This is a genomic window from Achromobacter sp. Root170, from assembly GCF_001428165.1.
In the GTDB taxonomy this organism is placed as follows: domain Bacteria; phylum Pseudomonadota; class Gammaproteobacteria; order Burkholderiales; family Burkholderiaceae_B; genus Achromobacter; species Achromobacter mucicolens.
The window spans coordinates 81,280-100,160 of the sequence record NZ_LMHN01000016.1; the positions used below are offsets into that span (position 1 = coordinate 81,280).

Here is an 18,881-nt window from a genome sequence, read left to right on the forward strand (position 1 = left end):
CGGTTGTCAGGTTGCAGGGCCGCCACCCCGGCCTTGAAAAGTTCCCATTGGCCCCCACATCAGTAGGGTTTCCCGGCGCCTGCGCAGGCGCATCGCCCTAGCCGCCGGATATTTGTCCCTAATTTATTTTCCGAGCCACGTAGAACTATGAGCCAAACCGCCACGAATTCCGCGTCCGAAACCCTGGGGTTCCAGGCCGAGGTGAAGCAGCTGCTTCATCTGATGATCCATTCGCTGTACAGCAACAAGGAAATCTTCCTGCGCGAGCTGGTGTCGAACGCGTCGGACGCCTGCGACAAGCTGCGCTTCGAGGCCATCGACCAGCCGGAGTTGCTGGAAGGCAACGGCGAACTGGCCATCACGGTCAGCTACGACAAGGCCGCCCGCACGATCACGATTTCTGACAACGGCATCGGCCTGTCGCGCGACGAGGCGGTGGCCAACCTGGGCACGATCGCCCGCTCGGGCACGCGCGAGTTCTTCTCGCAACTGACCGGCGACAAGCAGAAGGATGCGCAGCTCATCGGCCAGTTCGGCGTGGGCTTTTATTCGTCGTTCATCGTGGCGGACAAGGTCACGGTGGTGAGCCGCCGCGCCGGTTCGACGGAAGCGATCCAGTGGGAATCGGACGGCCAAGGCGAGTTCACGATTGCCGCCGCTGAAAAGGCCGGCCGCGGCACGGACGTGACGCTGCACCTGCGCGCCGACGAGGACGAGCTGCTGAACGGCTGGAAGCTGCGCGAGATCCTGCGCCGCTACTCCGACCACATCTCGCTGCCGATCCGCATGGCCAAGGAAGAGTGGGATCAAGAGAAGGGCGAGCAGGTCAAGACCGACGAACTGGAGACGGTGAACCAGGCGAATGCGCTGTGGGCCCGCAACAAGTCCGAGGTGACGGAAGAGCAGTACCGCGAGTTCTACAAGACGGTTTCGCACGACTATGACGACCCGCTGGCCTGGACGCACAACCGCGTCGAAGGCCGCAGCGAGTACACGCAACTGCTGTACGTGCCCAAGCACGCGCCCATGGACATGTGGGACCGCGACGGCCGCCACGGCGTGAAGCTGTACGTCAAGCGCGTCTTCATCATGGACGACGCCGATCAGCTGTTGCCGTCGTACCTGCGCTTTGTGCGCGGCGTGATCGATTCGGCGGACCTACCGCTGAACGTGTCGCGCGAGATCCTGCAGGAAAGCCGCGACGTGCGCGCCATCCGCGAGGGCTCGGCCAAGCGCATCCTGTCTCTGCTGGAAGACCTGGCCGAGAACAAGCCGGAAGACTACGCAACGTTCTGGTCGGAATTTGGCCAGGTGCTGAAGGAAGGCGCGGGCGAAGACGCGGCCAACCTGGAGCGCATTGCCAAGCTGATGCGTTTTGCGTCGACGAACTCGGGCGATCAGGCGCAGACGGTGTCGTTTGCCGACTACGTGTCGCGCATGAAGGAAGGCCAGGACAAGATCTATTACGTCACGGCCGACACGTTCGCCGCGGCCAGCAACAGCCCGCATCTGGAAATCTTCCGCAAGAAGGGCATCGAGGTCCTGCTGCTGTCGGATCGCGTTGACGAGTGGATGCTGTCGTACCTGCGCGAGTTCGACGGCAAGTCGTTGGTGTCGGTGGCCAAGGGCGGCCTCGATCTGGCGGAGCTGGCCGACGAGGAAGAAAAGAAGCACCAAGCCGAAGTGGCCGAGGACTTCAAGCCGCTGGTCGAGCGCCTGCAAAAGACGCTGGAAGACCAGGTCAAGGAAGTGCGCGTGACGCTGCGCCTGGTGGATTCGCCGGCGTGCGTGGTCGTGGGCCAGAACGAACTCAGCCCGCACCTGCTGCGCATGCTGAAGGCCGCGGGCCAGGAAGCGCCGAACGTGAAGCCGGTGCTGGAGATCAACCCCGAGCACCCGCTGCTGGCGCGTATCCGTGCGGCTGACGACAGCGAGTTCGATCAGTGGGCGCGTCTGCTGCTGGATCAGGCGCTGCTGGCCGAGGGGGCGCAGATTGCGGACCCGGCGGCGTTCGTGAAGCGCTTGAACGCGTTGCTGTTGAAGTAGGCGCGTTGGGGTGAATAGAGGGCGTCCGGGAGGACGCCCTTTTTGTTTGTAGGGAGCTTTGCTTCCCGATCGGTAATTTTTGTGGCTGAGGCAGGCAAAACAGGTTGAAAAATTCCCGATCGGTAATATCAATGCGTTTTCTTTGAATATTTTGCAAAAACTTCCCGATCGGGAAAAACAAGACCCAAATGCGCTCAAACCTAGCTAAAATTCCCGAACGGTAAAAATGGAGGTGGCGATGGCTTCGAACGTCGACGCGTTTCCCGTGACGGTGCAAACCTCGGCCGAAGTGGGCGAACTGGTAAGAGCCGTCCGGCGGTCCCAGGGGTTGCTGCAAGCGGATCTGGCTGGCCTGTCCGGGACCGGCAATCGCTTCGTGGTGGACCTGGAGCGAGGCAAGCCGACGCTGCAGTTGCAGAAGGTGTTGGATGCGCTGGATCTGCTCGGGCTGGAGGTGCAGATCGCACCCAAGCGCGCGAGGCTGCCATGAGCAACGTAGACGCGCTCGATCTCTACCGGGATGGCCAGAAGGTCGGGCGCCTGTTCGACGAGCAGCCCCTGCGCTTCGCGTATGACGACGCGTGGATCGCGCACCCGGACGCCCGTCCAATCTCGCCGTCGATACCGCTTGTGCAAGGTGATCAATCCACTGAAGCCGTCCACGCCTTCTTCGAGAACCTGCTGCCCGAAGGCCACGTGCGCAAGTTTCTGCAAGCCAGCCGGCATGCGACGACGGTGTTCGGATTGCTGCGCAGCGTCGGCGGCGACACCGCGAGCGGTTTGACGATTTTGCCGCGGGGGGAAGTTCCCCAGCCCGCACATTATCGACCCGTGACTTGGCCGGAAATCGCTGCGTGTCTGCAGCAGGCAGGCGTGCCGGCGCTGGTGGCCGAGAACGTTGAAGGCACGCGGATCTCGCTCGCGGGGGCGCAGGACAAGCTTCTGCTGACGGTCATGCCTGACGGTTCGCCCGCACTGCCGGAGGGTGCGGCCCCCTCCACTCACATCCTCAAGCCGGATATTCGCGGACTGGATGGGGTGTGGGCATCGGCCCTGAACGAGGCGCTGGTCATGCAACTGGCGGCAGCACTTGGGTTGGGCGTTGCGCAAGCCGTTTACCAACCGGAAACGCGCGCGTGTCTGATTCAGCGTTACGACCGCATGCCGGACGGACTGGGCGGTTTACGGCGACTGCATCAGCTGGACCTGTGCCAGTTGGCGGGCAGGCCTTCGAACGTGAAGTACGAATCGGATGGCGGTCCGACGCTGTTGGATTGCCGCAAGTTGCTGGCGGCGACGGGTGTCGGTGGTCCGGACGTAAAGCGTTTTTTGCAGTGGATTCTGTTCAACCTGATGGTGGGCAACAACGACAGCCACGCAAAGAATCTCTCCGTGCTTCTGGATGGCGACGGGAAATACGTCCTTGCGCCGTTCTACGACTTGATGTGCACGGCAATTTACCCGGGGTTGAGCGCGCGGTTTGCATTTGCCATTGGCGGGGAAGACAAGCCGGGCGCCATAGGCAAGGAACAACTCGATGCCATGGCGAGCGATCTGGGATTTAACCCGCGCTATGTTGCTGCCGTGGCGCAATCCCTTGTCGGCGCATTGCCGGACGCGCTGGCCCAGGTCAAGGCTCGTTTGTGGGACGAAGCACGGTTGGGAACAGAACGGACGCTTCTGGAGCGGCTGACGCGATGGATCACGACCAACACGCGCAAGCACGCAAAGCGCTGGGGACTGCATCCCTGACGGCGCGCCCAGGTGCCGGGTTCGACATCCGCTGATTAATGACCTGAAGTCAAAAGTGTTTGCCCGCCAGACGCCTTTTTCTGCAAGGATCCGGCGGTCATACTGCACGCTATCCGATGCGCCGGCCATTTCAGGCCGGGCGCGCCCCAGGAACGTCCTGCCGGCGCCGTCGAACCCAAGGAACTTGCATGAATCCCCAAGAAACCCAGCCGGTGAAGGCCGGCCCGCCGTTGTTGGCGCTTGCCGTCGGTGCGTTTGGCATCGGCGTGACCGAGTTTTCTCCCATGGGCCTGTTGCCCGTCATCGCCGAGGGGGTGAACGTGTCCATCCCCAGCGCGGGCATGCTGGTCAGCGCCTACGCCATCGGCGTCATGATCGGCGCGCCGCTGATGACGCTGGCGTTCTCGCGCTGGTCGCGGCGCAAGGCGCTGATCCTGCTGATGGCGATCTTCACCATTGGCAACGTCCTGTCGGCGCTGTCGCCCAACTACACGACGCTGTTGCTGGCCCGCCTGGTGACCAGCCTGAACCACGGCGCGTTCTTCGGCCTGGGCTCGCTGGTGGCCGCCAGCGTGGTGCCGCGCCACAAGCAGGCCAGCGCGGTCGCGACGATGTTCATGGGGCTGACCATCGCCAACGTGGGCGGGGTGCCGGCCGCGACGTGGCTAGGGCAGACGATCGGCTGGCGGATGTCGTTCTTTGCGACGGCGGTTCTGGGCCTGATCGCAATGCTGTCGCTGTGGCTGGCGCTGCCTGCGGGTGAGGCCGGGCGTCGTCCCAACGTGCGTCATGAACTGGCGGTGCTGCGCAGCCCCGCCGTGTTGCTGGCCCTGCTGACGACGGTGCTGGGCGCGGGCGCGATGTTCACGCTGTACACATACATCGCGCCGACCCTGGCCGAGATCACGGGCGCGTCGCCGGCTTTCGTGACGGGCATGCTGGTGCTGATCGGTCTGGGCTTCACGCTGGGCAACGGCGTGGGCGGGCGAATGGCCGACCGCTCGCTCGATGGCACGCTGATTTTCTTTCTGGTGCTGGTGATTGGGGACCTGTTGGCGTTCCCGTGGCTGGCCTCGACGCCGGTCGGTGCGGCGATCGCGCTCCTGATCTTCGGCATCGCGACGTTCGCGGTGGTGCCGCCGCTGCAAATGGGCGTGATGCGCGCCGCGACGGATGCGCCGGGGCTGGCCTCGTCGATGAACGTGGGTGCGTTCAACCTGGGCAACGCGGTGGGCGCGGCGGCCGGGGGCGCGGTGATCTCGGCGGGCATGGGCTACGCGGCGGTGCCGATTGCCGGCGCGCTGATTGCAACGGCTGGCCTGGCGCTGGTGCTGGTGCAGCGCGCCGGGAATGTGCGCCGGCGTAAGGTGGCGATGCAGGGCTGCTGAGGTTATCCATGGCCGGACACTGCTAGTTGAGTTGCCGCCGCTCCAACGGTTGTACGGCCAATCGCAATCCCATTGCCTTCAGGATGGCTGTGAGGCTACTAAGACCGGGATTTCCACTTGGGGAGAGTGTGCGATATAGCTGAGTGGGGTTCAATCGCGCCGTGGATGCCACGGTTTGAACGCCGCCGAAGGCCTGGGTAAGTTGACGCAGCGCGATGAGCAGCTCTGCCTGATCCCCATCTTCCAGAACGCTGTTGATCAGGTCCGCGGCCAGTCCGGGATCATTGCGGTACAGCTCGGCCATCGCCTCGTCGTGTGATCTGCTTTTCATGGTCTTTGTTCCCAGTCTGTGCGATAGCGGACGGCGCACGCAAGATCCGCCGATTGGGTGTTTTTGTCGCCGCCACATAGAAGCAGTATGACCCGGCGCCTCACCAGTGTGTAGTAAAGGCGGTAGCCGGGCCCCATGTCGATGCGCAGCTCCCAGATGCCATCGCGGCAAAAGCGGTGGTCACCGAAATTGCCGAGTTCAATTCGTGCAACTCGCCGTATGACGGCGACCTTGATGCGGTTATCTCGCAGACTGTTCAGCCAATCGAGATAAGGATTCGTATGCCCATCAGGGGCCAGGTAATGTTCGATTTCGACCATGCGGATATTCGTTTATTGACGAATTAAAGTCAAGCCGTATGGGGCGCTGACTCCGTGTCTCTTCATCTCCTCGCAAAGGGGCTGCGAGCTAACGGATGATCCGGCGAACGAAAGGAGCGGCGCAATGGAGGTGCGTGATGGATTCATCACGCCGGCGGCCGAGCGCGCGGAAGGGGACGATGTCGTTTGTGTCTGGGTGAAGGACGAAACAGGACGTATTGGGATCGACAAGAAAAAAGGGCGTCCCGCAGGACGCCCCTTCATTCAAAGCCAGGGTTCAAACCCAGGCCAAGTCCTCAAGCCTCGATCCGCTCCACCTTACCGACCAGCAAGATATACGACAGCGCACCCAGCAACGCCAGCGACGATACATACACGATCGCCGGCGCAAAGCTGTCCTTGGACACCAGCAAGCCGATGACGATGGGCGTGCAGATCGACGACAGGTTGCCGACGAAGTTGAATACGCCGCCGGTCAGGCCCAACAAGCGCACAGGCGCCAGTGTCGAGACCAGCGACCACGTGATCGACGCCAGGCCGTTGCCAAAGAACGCGACGGCCAGGAAGAAGATGACCCAGGGCGTGGAATCCGTGAAGTTCGCGCCGATCATGGACGTGGAGATCAAGAGGCCCAAGATGATGGGCAGCTTGCGCGCCATGCCGACGGTGGCGCCGCGGCGGATCAGGAAGTCGGATAGGACGCCCGAGCACAGCACGCCGATGAAGGCCGCCAGGAACGGTACCGACGCCAGGAAGCCGGACTTGATGAAGTCCATGCCGCGGTACTTGACCAGGTACGTGGGGAACCACGTCAGGAAGAACCACAGCGTGGAGGTCAGGCAGAACTGGCCGAGGTACACGCCCCACAGCTTGCGCTTGCTCATGACCAAACCCAGGTCGTTCCAGTTGAACGGGGCCTTCTTTTCGCGCACGCGCGTGTCCAGGTCGACGACGCCGCCGCCTTGCTGGATCAGTTCGATCTCGGCCGCGTTGGCGCCTTTGAACTGGCGCGGTTCGCGGTAGATCATGAACCACAGCACGCCCCAGATGATGCCCAGGAGGCCCGTGCTGACGAACACCATGTGCCAGCCGTAGTGGTGCTGCAGCCAGGCCAGCACCGGCGTCAGGAATGCCAGGCCGACGAACTGGCCGGACGTGTAGAAGCCAATGGCGGTGGCGCGTTCGCGTTCAGGGAACCAGGTCGTGACGACGCGGTTGTTGATGGGGTAGGCCGGGGCCTCCAGCGCGCCCACGGCCAGGCGCAGGACGAACAGGATGACGAAGCTGCCGGCAAAGCCCATGAAGAACGTGGCCGCGGACCACAGGATCAGCGCGGCGGCGTACAGCACGCGGGGGGACACGCGGTCCACCAGCCAGCCGCCGGGGATCTGCATGGCGGCGTAGGTCCAGCCGAAGGCCGACAGGATCAGGCCTTCATGCCAGGTGTCCAGGCCGAACTCGTCCTTGAGGGCGGGTGCGGCGATGGACAGGTTGCTGCGGTCCAGGTAGTTGATGACGACGGTGATGAACAGCATCACCATGATGATGTAGCGGCTGCGGGTCGGGCGCTGGGCGCTCTGCAGGCCGGTGTGGGCGGCGGTGGACAATGGTGTCTCCTCTCTCTTTTATCGGCTTACCATTCGGCGAAGCTGCCGTCGGCGTGGCGCCAGATGGGGTTGCGCCAGCGGTGACCCACTGCCGCGCGTTCCTTGACGTATTCCTCGTTCACGTCGATGCCCAGGCCGGGACCTTGCGGGATCGCGACCATGCCGTCCTCGTAGGCAAAGACCTCGCGGTTGCTGACGTAGTCGAGCAGGTCGTTGGCGGCGTTGTAGTGAATGCCCAGGCTCTGTTCCTGGATGAACGCGTTGTAGCAGCCGGCGTCGATCTGCAGGCAGGTGGCCAGCGCGATGGGGCCGAGCGGGCAATGCAGCGCCAGCGCGACGTCGTAGGCTTCGGCCATCGCGGCGATCTTGCGGGTCTCGGTGATGCCGCCGGCGTGCGACGGGTCGGGCTGGATGATGTCGACGTAGCCTTCGGACAGCACGCGCTTGAAGTCCCAGCGCGAGAACAGGCGCTCGCCCAGCGCGATGGGCGTGGACGTCAGCGGCGCCAGTTCCTTCAGCGCTTCGTAGTGTTCGCTCAGCACGGGCTCTTCGATGAACATGAGCTTGAACGGATCAAGTTCCTTCATCAGCACCTTGGCCATGGGCTTGTGGACGCGGCCATGGAAGTCCACGCCGATGCCCACGTTCGGGCCGACGGCGTCGCGCACGGCGGCAACGTTCTCCAGGCACTTTTCGACCTTGTCGAACGAGTCGATGTACTGCAGTTCTTCGGTGCCGTTCATCTTGACGGCGGTGAAGCCGCGCTCGACGGCGCTCTTGGCGGCCGCGGCGGTATCGGCGGGACGGTCGCCGCCGATCCACGAGTACACGCGGATGCGGTCGCGCACGTTGCCGCCCAGGAGCTGCGAGACGGGTACGCCAAGGTGCTTGCCCTTGATGTCCCACAGCGCCTGGTCGATGCCGGCCAGCGCGCTCATGTGAATGGCGCCGCCGCGGTAGAAGCCGCCGCGGTACAGGACCGTCCAGTGGTCTTCAATGTTGCGGGGATCCTTGCCGATCAGGTAGTCCGACAGTTCCTCGACGGCGGCCGCAACCGAATGCGCGCGGCCTTCGACGACGGGTTCACCCCAGCCGACGATGCCTTCGTCCGTCTCGATCTTCAGGAAGCACCACCGGGGCGGCACGATGTAGGTGGTGAGCTTGGTGATCTTCATGCTTGTGTCTCCTGGGCAGGATAGGCGCGTTGCCAGGCCGCGACGAAAGCGCGCGCGTTCTGGCCGGTTGCTTCGGCCGACAGGCCGGGTTTGTACAAGGCGGAGCCCAGGCCGAAGCCGCTGGCGCCCGCCTGGGCGTAATTGGAAAGGTTGTCGGGCGTGATGCCGCCCACGGGAACCAGCGCGATCGGCGGGCGCATGACGGCGCGCCAGGCCTTGAGCACGGCGGGGCCCAGCTGCTCGGCCGGGAACATCTTCAGCACGTCGGCGCCGGCGGCCAGCGCCGCGAAGGCTTCGGTGGGCGTGGCGACGCCGGGGCAGGACGCCATGCCCAGTTTCTTGGCCTGACGGATCACCGCCGGGTCGCTGTGGGGCATGACGATGAGTTCGCCGCCCGCCTGCTGGATGCGCGCGCAGTCGTCGGGATTGAGAACGGTGCCGGCGCCGATGAGGCAGTCGGTGGGCAGCGCGGCGCGCATGGCGCGGATGCTGTCCAGCGGATCCGGCGAATTGAGCGGCACTTCGATCAGGCGGAAACCTGCGTCGTACAGCGCCTGCCCGACGGGCTCGGCTTCGGCGGGCGTGATGCCGCGCAGGATGGCGATCAGGCCGCAGTGGGCCATGGCGGTTTGGAGACCGGGATGGTTCATCGAAGGTTCCTAGGCGGGGATCGGGGTGGAGGGGATGACGAGGCCGGCGCAGATTGCCAGGTGCCACAGCCCGCGTTCGGTCGCGTTCTGCGCCTGTTCGGGCACGCCCAGGCCGTAGTGCTGCATGGCCAGGGTGTAGCGCTTGCACAGCGCCGGGTCGCCGCACAGCACGATGCGGGGCAATTCGCCCTGCTGGCGCAACATCTCGGCCAGCGCGGCGACTTCATGGCCGATCAGGAGGCCCGACAGATAGTCCGCCTGCGATTCGGGCGCCAGTTCGCCGGTCAGGCCCAGCGCGCGCGTGCTGAAGATGGTGGACATGACGCCCGCGCGGCCCGCTGGCGCGCCGGCGATCTTGACGCCGCGCTCGAAGGCACCCAGGTCAGGGGTGGCGGCGTCCGCCATCGTGCGGCCCAGAATGGTGTGGCCGCGCAGCGCCGCGTAGACCTCGCCGGTCATGAACGTGTCGAAGTGAGTGACGCGGCCGCGGCGCGCGTTGACCCACTTGGAGTGCGTGCCGGGCAGTCCGATGAGCACGCTGTCGGCGTTGACGTTGGCTTCTTCCGCCATCACGCCGAACACCTGGGTTTCTTCCCCGCGCATCACGTTGGGCAGGCCGTGGCGCTGGATGAGGCCGGGCACGATGTGGACCGGCGTGCCGCCCGCGCGGTCCACCACGGTCAACAGTGTGCCGATGCGTTCCAGGTCGACGGGCACGTCCAGGTAGGCGGCTTCCTTCCAGCCTTGCGCGCTGCCGACCATGCCGCAGGCGATGACGGGCAGGGTGGGCTCGGCGCGCAGCCAGTCGCCGCAAGCCTGTTCAAACGCCAGCTCGAAGCCGGACAGCGTGGTGGTGGCGGCGCCGTCCTGCAGCGGTTGCGGCAGGCGCATGATGCCCCAGGGCAGATGGCGCGTATCGAGCGTGCGGCCCGTGGCATCCAGGCGGTAAGCGCGCAGCGAAGAGGTTCCCCAATCCAGCGCGATAAGAGCCGCACGGGCGGGCGATCCGGTATTCATCAGAGTCTGTCTCGTCTCTGGCCGCGCATCGGGCGCCGTCGCAGCGCCGTTGGGGGGGCGCGGGACCGGGCGAGGGGGCGCGGACCTTGTTGTCTGAAATCTGCCGTGCGCGCGCGGGAGACGCGCAGCACACGAATGGCAAAAATTCTAGTCCAGCGCTTGAAAAATCTCAAAATATAGAATTAAATCCCACATACAGGGAATTTGAAGTGCTTTTGAAGTGCTTTTGAAGTGCTTTTGAAGTGCTTTTGACGTTGCCTTTGACATGGCCTTTGTATGGACAGGCGACATGCCTTGTTCGCCCGGCGAAGCGCCCTGGATTCCCGCTTTGCTCACGTATCCGTGCCGCGGCGCCGGGTATGCTTGCCGATCTGTCCCGCCGCGCCGCAACGCCCTCTTCGCAACATGACCGCCACCACACTGCCCCCCGAGCCATCCGCCCCGCTGGACCCCGATGCCGCCGCGCCCGCCGGCACGCAGACGCTGATGCGCGGCCTTGCCGTGGTGCAGGCCGTGGCCGATGGCGCACGCGACCTGAAGGAGATCTGCGCGCGCATCGGCGTGGCGCGCAGCACCACGCACCGGTTGGCGAGTTGTCTGGTGCAAGAGCGCTACCTGCGCGCGTTGCCAGGCGTGGGCTACGTGCTGGGCCCCAAGCTGATCGAGCTGGGCTTCCAGGCGCGCGAGGCTTTTCCGCTGGCGACGCTGGCACGTCCTTATCTGGACAGCCTGGCCGATCTGACCGGCGACACGATTCACCTGGCAGTGCGCGACAACAACGACGTGCTGTATCTGGAAAAAATCCCGGGCAAGAAGGGATTGGAAATGCGTTCGCGGGTGGGTCACCGCATGCCGCTTGCCGCAACCGGCGTCGGCAAGGCGCTGCTGCTGGACGCCGATGAATCGCAATGGAAATCGCTGCATCGCGTGGGCGCGCCCGTTTCATCCCGCGCGCCGGGCGGGCAGCAGGGATGGGAGGCGTTCCGCGACCGCATGCGCGACTATGCGTCGCAAGGTTATGCGTTCGACCTGGAAGACAACGAGCCCTCGATCCGCTGCGTGGCGGCGCCGGTGCGCGATGCCTCCAGCGGCATCGTGGCCGCGATCAGCGTGTCGAGCACCGTGCCTTATATGTCGCTGGAGCGCATGCGCGAGATGGTGCCGGAAGTGCAGGGCGCGGCGGCGGGGATTTCGGCGGAGATGGGGTGGAAGGTGGAGCGGGGGTGAGAGGGGGATCGGCTTGCGGGAAGGTTCTATCTTGGACGAAGCCGCAGACCATCTTGATCGCACAGGTAAAAACCGCCGGCGAGCCGATCATAGCGGTAGAAGATGTGCTTGTTGGACGCGACGGGAGTAGTGTCGTAGGCAGAGAGGTCTGCCCCTTCGGCACAAAGTCGTTCCACTTCGTCGGGCCATTGGAATTTCGCCGCGTGGTGAGCTGCCCACCGGTCGATCAACGGGCCGAATCCCACCCAGTAAAAGAACGGATTTCGCGGCATGGCCGAGGGCTTCTTGTACGCAGGCAGATCCGCGGTCGGCTGAATCGCCTCGAGCCCTTCTTCCATGTATCGGCGGATGAATTCGAAGCGACGTGCCGCAAATAGAACGTGCGTGTCATCGACGGCGTCAAAAGCCCCGTTGAGCCACAAGACGCCCTTTTGCTCGTAAACCTTGGCCTTGTTGTTGGGGGGAGCAGGAAATCCGAGGTCCAGCTTGGCCCGGCCTGGTGGTTTGAAGCGCAAGAAAGCGCGAACACTATGCCATGGCACCGTAACGACGTTGCTCTTGCCATCTATGGTTTGCACGACCTGAGCTTGCCTGTTGTACCAGATGCGCTGGGGCGGTCGGGCCAAGGCGCCGAGTGACAAAAGGAAAAACGCGTTGAACACCGGATAAAGCAGTGCGAAGAACCAATTTGACGGCTCAGTAATGAAGCTCGCCGCCCCGACCACGCAGTAGAGCGTGTGGAGAATGGAGAACAGATAAGTGTTGTCGAGAAGCTCTTCCTGGCCCAGACGGCTTTCGATGTATCGCTCGTTGAATAAAGTTGAATCGCCAACGTCGTTTCCGAATTTGGCGTCGCCTGGCCACATGGCCAGATTTACGGGCTCCATCTCCGCGGTGTCGCCACGCTTCTTCCATAGATTGATGCCTTCCTCAAAACTGAGCGAAGAATTGCTTTTACGGCCCATCAGTTCGTAACCTTGTAGATAATGTCCGGGGAGCTGAAGGCGCAGATTCGATAGATCCGGACGGTATTTCCTGGCACACGCTAGCGGCAATTGCCCGCCGACGTCGGAATTTTCGGCTCAAGAGCCATGGGAAATTGATGATGGGGGGCTGATAGGAGTTGGGCTAAAGGAGGCACCCGAGCACCGTTGTAATCGCACAGGTAGAAGCCGCCAGCCAGACGGTCATAGCGATAGAAGAAGTGCTTATTGGAGGCGACAGGTGTGGTGTCGTAAGCAGACAGGTCTGCCCCTTCGGCGCAGAGCCGCTCCACTTCGTCGGGCCATTGGAATTTCGCCGCGTGGTGAGCTGCCCACCGGTCGATCAACGGGCCGAATCCCACCCAATAAAAGAAGGGATCTCGCGGCATGCCCGAGGGCTTCTTGTACGCAGGCAGATCCGCGGTCGGCTGAATCGCCTCAAGCCCTTCTTCCATGTATCGGCGGATGAATTCGAAGCGAAGCGCTGCGGATGGAACACGCATGTCATCGAGGGCATCAAAGCGCCCGTCAAGCCACAAGACGCCGTCTTGCTCGTAGATCTTGGCCTTGTTGTCGGGAGGTGGGGGGAATCCCAATCGGAGGCCGACACGGGCGTGCATTCTTAGCCAGAAAAAGGGCTGTACAGCGCGCCAAGGTACGGAGACCACATTGCCGCTCCCATCGACCGTCTGCACCAATTGCGCTTGGCGATTAAACCGGATGCGGCCGCCCGGGCGAGTCAAAGCGGCCATCGACAAAAAGAAAAACGAACTGAACAAGAGGTACGGGAAGATCAGTGGCCAACGTTCGACATTCGTGATGACGCTAGCTGCCACCGTCACGAGACAAAAGGTGTGCCACATCGACATCATATATGTGTCGTCGAGGAGCTTGTCCTGACGGAGCTGGCTTTCAATGAAACGCTCATTGAATAAAGCGTTATCACTAATATCGTTTCCGAATTGGGCATCGCCTGGCCACATGGCCAAATTTACGGGCTCCATCTCCGCGGTGTCGCCACGCTTCTTCCAGAGATTGATGCCTTCCTCAAAGCTGAGCGAAGAATTGCTTTTACGGCCCATCAGTTCGTAACCTTGTAGAGGATGTCCGGCTCGCCGAAGGCGCATTGCCGATAGATTCAGTCGGTATTTCGTGCCAAGCGCCAGCGGCTTGTGGCTGGTGAGGTTGAAATTCTTGGCTTGGGCGCTACTGGGAGGTTGTGAGAGTGCGCTGAGCGGATTCCGGCGTGTCTGCGCCGGACAACGGCGGCAGCCGGACACCATCGCGATCGCATAAGTAAAGCCCGCCGGCGCGGCGGTCATAGCGATAGAAGATGTTCTTGTTGGAGGCGACTGGTGTGGTGTCGTAGGCAGACAGGTCCGCCCCTTCGGCGCAGAGCCTCTCCACTTCGTCGGGCCATCTGAATTTGGCTGCATGGTGGGCCGCCCACCGGTCGATCAAAGGGCCGAATCCAACCCAATAAAAGAACGGATCTCGCGGCATGCCCGAGGGCTTCTTGTACTCAGGCAGATCCGCGGTCGGCTGAATCGCGTCGAGACCTTCTTCCATGTACCGGCGGATGAATTCGAAGCGAAGCGCTGCAAATAGAACATGCCCGTCATCGAGGGCATCAAAGCGCCCGTCAACCCACAAGACGCCATCTTGCTCGTAGATATTGGCCTTGTTGTCGGGAGGTGGGGGGAATCCCAGCCGGAGGCCGACACGGGCGTGCATTCTCAGCCATAAAAAGGGTTGCACATCGCGCCAAGGTACGGAGACCACATTGCCGCTCCCATCGACCGTCTGCACCAATTGCGCTTGGCGATTAAACCGGATGCGGCCGCCCGGGCGAGCCAAAGCGGCCATCGACAAAAAGAAAAACGAACTGAACAACAGATACGGGAAGACCAGATACCATAGCGAGGCATTGGTGATGATATAAGCTGCCACCGACACGAAACAAAAGGTGTGCCACATCGACACCATATACGTGTCATCGAGGAGCTCGTCCTGACGAAGCTGGCTTTCTATGAATCGGTCGTTGAATAAAAAGCTATCACTAATATCGTTTCCGAATTGGGCATCGCCTGGCCACATCGCCAAATTTACGGGCTCCATCTCCGCGGTGTCGCCACGCTTCTTCCAGAGATTGATGCCTTCCTCAAAACTGAGCGAAGAATTGCTTTTACGGCCCATCAGTTCGTAACCTTGTAGAGGATGTCCGGCTCGCCGAAGGCGCATTGCCGATAGATCCAGTCGGTATTTCGTGCCAAGCGCCAGCGGCTTGTGGCTGGTGAGGTCGAAATTCTCGCCTTGGGCGCTACTGGGAGTTTGTGAGAGTGCGCTGATCGGAATCCGGCGCGTCTGCGCCGGACAGCGGCGGCAGCCGGACACCATCGCGATCGCATAAGTAAAGCCCGCCGGCGCGGCGGTCATAGCGATAGAAGATGTTCTTGTTGGAGGCGACAGGTGTGGTGTCGTAGGCAGACAGGTCCGCCCCTTCGGCGCAGAGCCTCTCCACTTCGTCGGGCCATCTGAATTTGGCTGCATGGTGGGCGTCCCACCGGTCGATCAAGGGACCAAGTCCAACCCAGTAGAAGAACGGGTCTCGCGGCAGACCAGAGGGTTTTTTATACGCAGGGAGATCGGCGGTCGGCTGAATCGCATGAAGACCTTCTTCCATGTATCGGCGTATGAACTCGAATCGCAGCGCGGCACATAGCGTATGCACCTCATCGACGGCATCAAAGCCGCCGCCAAGCCACAAGACGCCGTCTTGCTCGTAGACCTTTGCCTTGTTATCCGGCGGGGGAGGAAAGCCTAATCGAAGTTCGACGCGGGCGGGCACCTTCAGTCGGAAAAACGGTTGTACATCACGCCAGGGTACTGCCACCACGTTTCCCTTCCCATCCATCGTCTGCACCAGCTGCGCTTGACGGTTAAACCGCACGCGGCCGCCCGTTCGCGTGAGGGCTCCGAAAGACAGAAAGAATGGCGAACTGAACAACAGATACGGTATGAACAAGTACCAAAGCGCCGCGTTTGTGATGACATAAGCTGTCACTGTCACAAAGCAAAAAGTGTGCAGCATCGACAGCATATAAGTGTCATCAAGGAGCTCGTCCCGACCGAGTCGGCTTTCAATGAACCGCTCGTTGAACAAAGTTCCCTCACTAATGTCGTCCTTGAATTCCGCATCGCCCGGCCACATTGCCAGATCGACAGGCTCCATCGGCGCTGTATCGCTCCGGTTCTTCCAGATCTCAATGCCCTCCTGGAAGCTGGGCGTCGCTTTTCTCGTGCTGACCATCAGTTTTTTACCGTGAAGGAAACTTCTGGATCACTGAAGGCATTCGGCCAGTAGGTCAGCACGGTATCTCCGATGAGAGTTGCCGTCTCTACAGTGAGATACCCCACGCCGTCGACCACCTTGACCTTGCTTGGGTCGCCGAATTCTCGTTCTTTGTTCGGATCCCCATAGCCTTGCTCCTTGCCTTGGCTGCTGAAGTTCTTGTATTGAGTAAGCGCATAGGCGCTGGCCTGCGGGAGCCAACCGGGGAGGAGGACTGTTACGGTGCGGACAGGCATGAGACTGACCAGCACCGGTCCGATGACCGGGATGGTGGCTTTGCCGAGTTTCTCGTTGAACAGCATGTCTGACTCGATGCGGGGTTCCTGGTGAAGGCGCGTGAACTCCAGGCGTTCCTTGCTTGCTGAGTCCCACTGCGGATGATTGCCCCATAGGCAATGTTCTAGCCAGTCGCAAACCTTTTGCTCGGATTTCTGCCCTTCGACGTAGCTTGCCCACAGTGTCCGCAGGACGTCGAAGGCGACCAGTCCAACCCCAACGGGACCGGGTGGGCTGGATGAGAATTTAGTGAGGGCCGCAATCCCAAACATTTCGCCCCATTTTCCGCCAAACAAATAAGCGGCGGCGACTGCCGCTTCGCTAAACTGCATAAGGCTGTCAATGATTATGTATGTGCGAACCTTGCCCCGGGCATCAAGTTGATCGCCACCCGCCTTAAGTGCGCCCGCCAGAGCAGACACGCTCAATGCGCCGATCATCCGACGCTCTGCCAGGGTTGTTGCGACGTTTGAGACACTTGTGCCTAGTCCCTTCGCTCGGATCACGGCTCTTTGCATGGCGACATACTGCATTGCGCTCTGGAAACCATAGCCGCTGGCGACAGTGCCCGCGGCGTTATTACCTACATCCAGAAGCCTGGCGATGACATCTCCGTCGTGCTGGCCAAGCCTCTTGATAGCGGTTGAAAGGTTGACCGCGCTGCCCCACATGCCAAGCGTGCTTGCGCCCAGCTTCAGACCGTGCCACAGGGATATTCGCCGTTCCAAACCGCGGACGTGTTCAATTCGTTCCGTCTCCTTGGAGCTCGCCGCATGGGCCTCAAATAACGGCATCGATTCACTTATGACCGCATTGAGCTTGGTGCGTCGAAACGGCGTCAAACCCTTGACTTGCAAGGTTTGTCTCAGCGTGTTGGGGACTTCGTCCAGTAGCACTGGAGCGCTCAATGCGATACTTCCGTCCAGCACTTCGAGCATTCGTGAATAGCGGGATCCGGGGAATCTCTCTGGGGCCAGCAGTCCCTTCTTCCCTAGCAGCCCAAGCGTAATCTGGCTGATCTGTTGCGAGGCAGCGTCGGGCGGAACGGATTTGAATAGTTCCTCCAGTCCTTTCATGGCCGCGCTCGCCACTTGGTCCAAATTCAGAGACGCTGTCTTCACGACCACGTCGCTGTTGTCCTGGGCAGTCGTCTGCGCGAAGGCTGTCGCGTTCACGTATTGGGCAATGGCAGGATGGCCGAGCATCGCGTAGTAAAACGCGCCAATTGGTCCGTGTTCCAGCAACTGGTCGGCCAGAGCCTGGCTGCCTTTCTCATGGTAGGCAAGGGCGAGTACACAGCGTGCAATCGCGCCGCGCATCGCTCGAAAACTGAAATCGTCCTCCAAGTCATACAAGGCGAGCGAGGGTCCCCAGGAGCCCGCGCCTGCATAGTTCCACCATTTCCAAAGTGGTTCTGTCCGCTGGCTGATGGATTTCATTAGCCGCTCGCGCGCCGCGAGGTCATTCTTCAGAAACTCTTGCCGTGCGTCATCATCCAGAAACTTCCTGCGCTTGTCGCGCGCCGCATTGCCAGCCCGTTCGGCTTCGGCGACCGCACGCAGTCGCGGGTAGCCCGTTGCCGATGTCCCTCGCGAGCCACGGACTGCCAAGTCGCCGTTGTAGCTGTCTTCATACGCCTTGCGGTAAAGCGGGTCCAGCAACGAGTCGGCCGCTTTCGAAACCCAAAGTGCTCTTTGCGAGTACGCGTTGTATTCGGCCCATGCGGTGATCGCTGGCGCGATCATTGCGCTTAATTCGCTGAGCAAGCCGACAGGATCATGAATGGCGACCGCCAGCCGCGCACTGCCTGGGCCCTGCGCCATGCTCATGTCGGCCGTTGTAGGCAAGAGGCTGCCGTGCGGGTATTCAGACCAGGGGAGGTTATTTCCGTCAAGACCGACCGCTTGTTGCGAGGTGACGTCCTCCAACCGGATGGTATGTCTGACGGATGGCGCGATCTCGGGGTTGGTGTTTTCCTTGAAAGCGGTCAACCATGGCACAAGATTTACTTCTGTGGCCAGCACGCTTCGCAAGTTGTTCGTATTGCCAAGAAAGGCGGTGAGCTTGCGGGGACTTAACAACGTGTCGGCAAACCAGATCGAGACCCGTGCAGGTTTGTGCTCGTTAGCTGGGATGTAGGGGAACGGCAGCAGCTCGCCGACCAGTGCCGTGGCGCGAAACTTGGCGTCCAATTCAAGCCGTTGGAATTTAGCTGGCCCGCGTTGGCCCCCATTGGTACTGCCGTCCGTGCTGCGATAGACGAAGCATAGAATCTGTTCCCGGTTGTCCGGGTCATGGATGTAAAGGTAGCCGTCGTCATCGCGGAGCCCGCGCAAAACGTACTGGGCACCGTCCAATGCAGGGAAGCCGTTTTCGAGATTGGGATGGTTGTAGGCGTATCCGCCCTTCTCGGCGGGAGCGACGGCGTAGCGGAGCGGAAAGAATGGGATGACTTTTGCACAGTTGCGCGTTGACTGGCAGGAGTCGCTTGTAGTGCTGGCGCTAAGCTCTCGCGGGGTCTTTGCAATGACAGTCAATCTGAAGGCTCCTTCGTCGATACGTGCGTGCGGCGCAGTGTGGGCCGCAGACACCGCGAGTGAGTCCTTGGCTGAGCGATTGACCGAGGCTTGTGTGTGCGTGGTCCGCCGGCTGCCAGGCATTGGCGGCAAGTATCTGACGAAGGCAGATTTTTCGACTTAGGAAATATTCGAAATTTGCAGGCGCGCGTGCGCCGGGCGTCGGCCAGTGAACGCCTTG

General features: G+C 61.8%; 16 protein-coding genes. 5 read left to right on the top strand and 11 right to left on the bottom strand.

Annotated features, from left to right (window positions below; genetic code table 11):
• The first annotated feature begins 147 nt into the window (after positions 1–147).
• The 4 genes from htpG (at position 148) to ASD87_RS18450 (ending at position 5,186) form a co-directional block, all read left to right on the top strand.
• Positions 148–2,046, top strand: coding sequence for a molecular chaperone HtpG (gene htpG / locus ASD87_RS18435; RefSeq protein ID WP_056324846.1), 1,899 nt, complete (start codon positions 148–150; stop codon positions 2,044–2,046).
• A 238-nt stretch (positions 2,047–2,284) separates the two neighbouring features.
• On the top strand, positions 2,285–2,536 hold the full coding sequence (locus ASD87_RS18440) for a helix-turn-helix domain-containing protein (protein WP_056324848.1): 252 nt from the start codon (positions 2,285–2,287) through the stop codon (positions 2,534–2,536).
• Complete coding sequence (locus ASD87_RS18445; protein ID WP_056324850.1) at positions 2,533–3,798, top strand: type II toxin-antitoxin system HipA family toxin; 1,266 nt, start codon at positions 2,533–2,535, stop codon at positions 3,796–3,798. The genes ASD87_RS18440 and ASD87_RS18445 overlap by 4 nt, the downstream gene beginning before the upstream one ends.
• Before the next feature lie 188 nt (positions 3,799–3,986).
• On the top strand, positions 3,987–5,186 hold the full coding sequence (locus ASD87_RS18450) for an MFS transporter (protein ID WP_056324853.1): 1,200 nt from the start codon (positions 3,987–3,989) through the stop codon (positions 5,184–5,186).
• A 22-nt stretch (positions 5,187–5,208) separates the two neighbouring features.
• Here the strand turns inward: ASD87_RS18450 and ASD87_RS26685 are convergent, their stop codons facing one another.
• The 6 genes from ASD87_RS26685 to ASD87_RS18470 form a co-directional block, all read right to left on the bottom strand.
• Positions 5,209–5,517 (bottom strand): DNA-binding protein, encoded by a 309-nt coding sequence (locus tag ASD87_RS26685; RefSeq protein WP_082586349.1) that lies wholly within the window; start codon positions 5,515–5,517, stop codon positions 5,209–5,211.
• Positions 5,514–5,837 (bottom strand): type II toxin-antitoxin system RelE/ParE family toxin, encoded by a 324-nt coding sequence (locus ASD87_RS26690; protein WP_082586350.1) that lies wholly within the window; start codon positions 5,835–5,837, stop codon positions 5,514–5,516. Before ASD87_RS26690 ends, ASD87_RS26685 begins: the two co-directional genes overlap by 4 nt.
• A 296-nt stretch (positions 5,838–6,133) precedes the next feature.
• Positions 6,134–7,444, bottom strand: coding sequence for an MFS transporter (locus tag ASD87_RS18455; protein ID WP_056324855.1), 1,311 nt, complete (start codon positions 7,442–7,444; stop codon positions 6,134–6,136).
• A gap of 26 nt (positions 7,445–7,470) precedes the next feature.
• A complete protein-coding gene (dgoD, locus tag ASD87_RS18460; RefSeq protein ID WP_056324857.1) occupies positions 7,471–8,619 on the bottom strand; it encodes a galactonate dehydratase in 1,149 nt (382 codons plus the stop codon).
• Positions 8,616–9,269 (bottom strand): 2-dehydro-3-deoxy-6-phosphogalactonate aldolase, encoded by a 654-nt coding sequence (locus ASD87_RS18465; RefSeq protein WP_056324859.1) that lies wholly within the window; start codon positions 9,267–9,269, stop codon positions 8,616–8,618. Before ASD87_RS18465 ends, dgoD begins: the two co-directional genes overlap by 4 nt.
• Before the next feature lie 9 nt (positions 9,270–9,278).
• Entirely contained in the window at positions 9,279–10,286 is a 1,008-nt protein-coding gene (locus tag ASD87_RS18470; RefSeq protein WP_056324861.1) for a 2-dehydro-3-deoxygalactonokinase, read from the bottom strand.
• Between the two features lie 405 nt (positions 10,287–10,691).
• Here ASD87_RS18470 and ASD87_RS18475 point away from each other — a divergent pair, with 405 nt between their 5' ends.
• Complete coding sequence (locus tag ASD87_RS18475; protein WP_056324863.1) at positions 10,692–11,513, top strand: IclR family transcriptional regulator; 822 nt, start codon at positions 10,692–10,694, stop codon at positions 11,511–11,513.
• A gap of 26 nt (positions 11,514–11,539) precedes the next feature.
• Here ASD87_RS18475 and ASD87_RS18480 read toward each other — a convergent pair whose 3' ends face one another.
• The 5 genes from ASD87_RS18480 to ASD87_RS18500 all read right to left on the bottom strand — a co-directional run bounded on the left by ASD87_RS18480 (position 11,540) and on the right by ASD87_RS18500 (position 18,661).
• Positions 11,540–12,478 carry a hypothetical protein gene (locus tag ASD87_RS18480; RefSeq protein WP_056324865.1) on the bottom strand — a complete coding sequence of 313 codons (939 nt, stop codon included), beginning with the start codon at positions 12,476–12,478 and terminating at the stop codon, positions 11,540–11,542.
• 80 nt (positions 12,479–12,558) lie between these two features.
• Positions 12,559–13,818, bottom strand: a complete 1,260-nt coding sequence (locus ASD87_RS18485) for a hypothetical protein (protein ID WP_156403467.1) — start codon at positions 13,816–13,818, stop codon at positions 12,559–12,561.
• Complete coding sequence (locus tag ASD87_RS18490; RefSeq protein WP_156403468.1) at positions 13,703–14,932, bottom strand: hypothetical protein; 1,230 nt, start codon at positions 14,930–14,932, stop codon at positions 13,703–13,705. Before ASD87_RS18490 ends, ASD87_RS18485 begins: the two co-directional genes overlap by 116 nt.
• A complete protein-coding gene (locus tag ASD87_RS18495) occupies positions 14,817–15,806 on the bottom strand; it encodes a hypothetical protein (RefSeq protein WP_056324873.1) in 990 nt (329 codons plus the stop codon). The genes ASD87_RS18490 and ASD87_RS18495 overlap by 116 nt, the downstream gene beginning before the upstream one ends.
• On the bottom strand, positions 15,806–18,661 hold the full coding sequence (locus tag ASD87_RS18500) for a toxin VasX (protein WP_056324876.1): 2,856 nt from the start codon (positions 18,659–18,661) through the stop codon (positions 15,806–15,808). The genes ASD87_RS18495 and ASD87_RS18500 overlap by 1 nt, the downstream gene beginning before the upstream one ends.
• Positions 18,662–18,881: the final 220 nt, after the last annotated feature.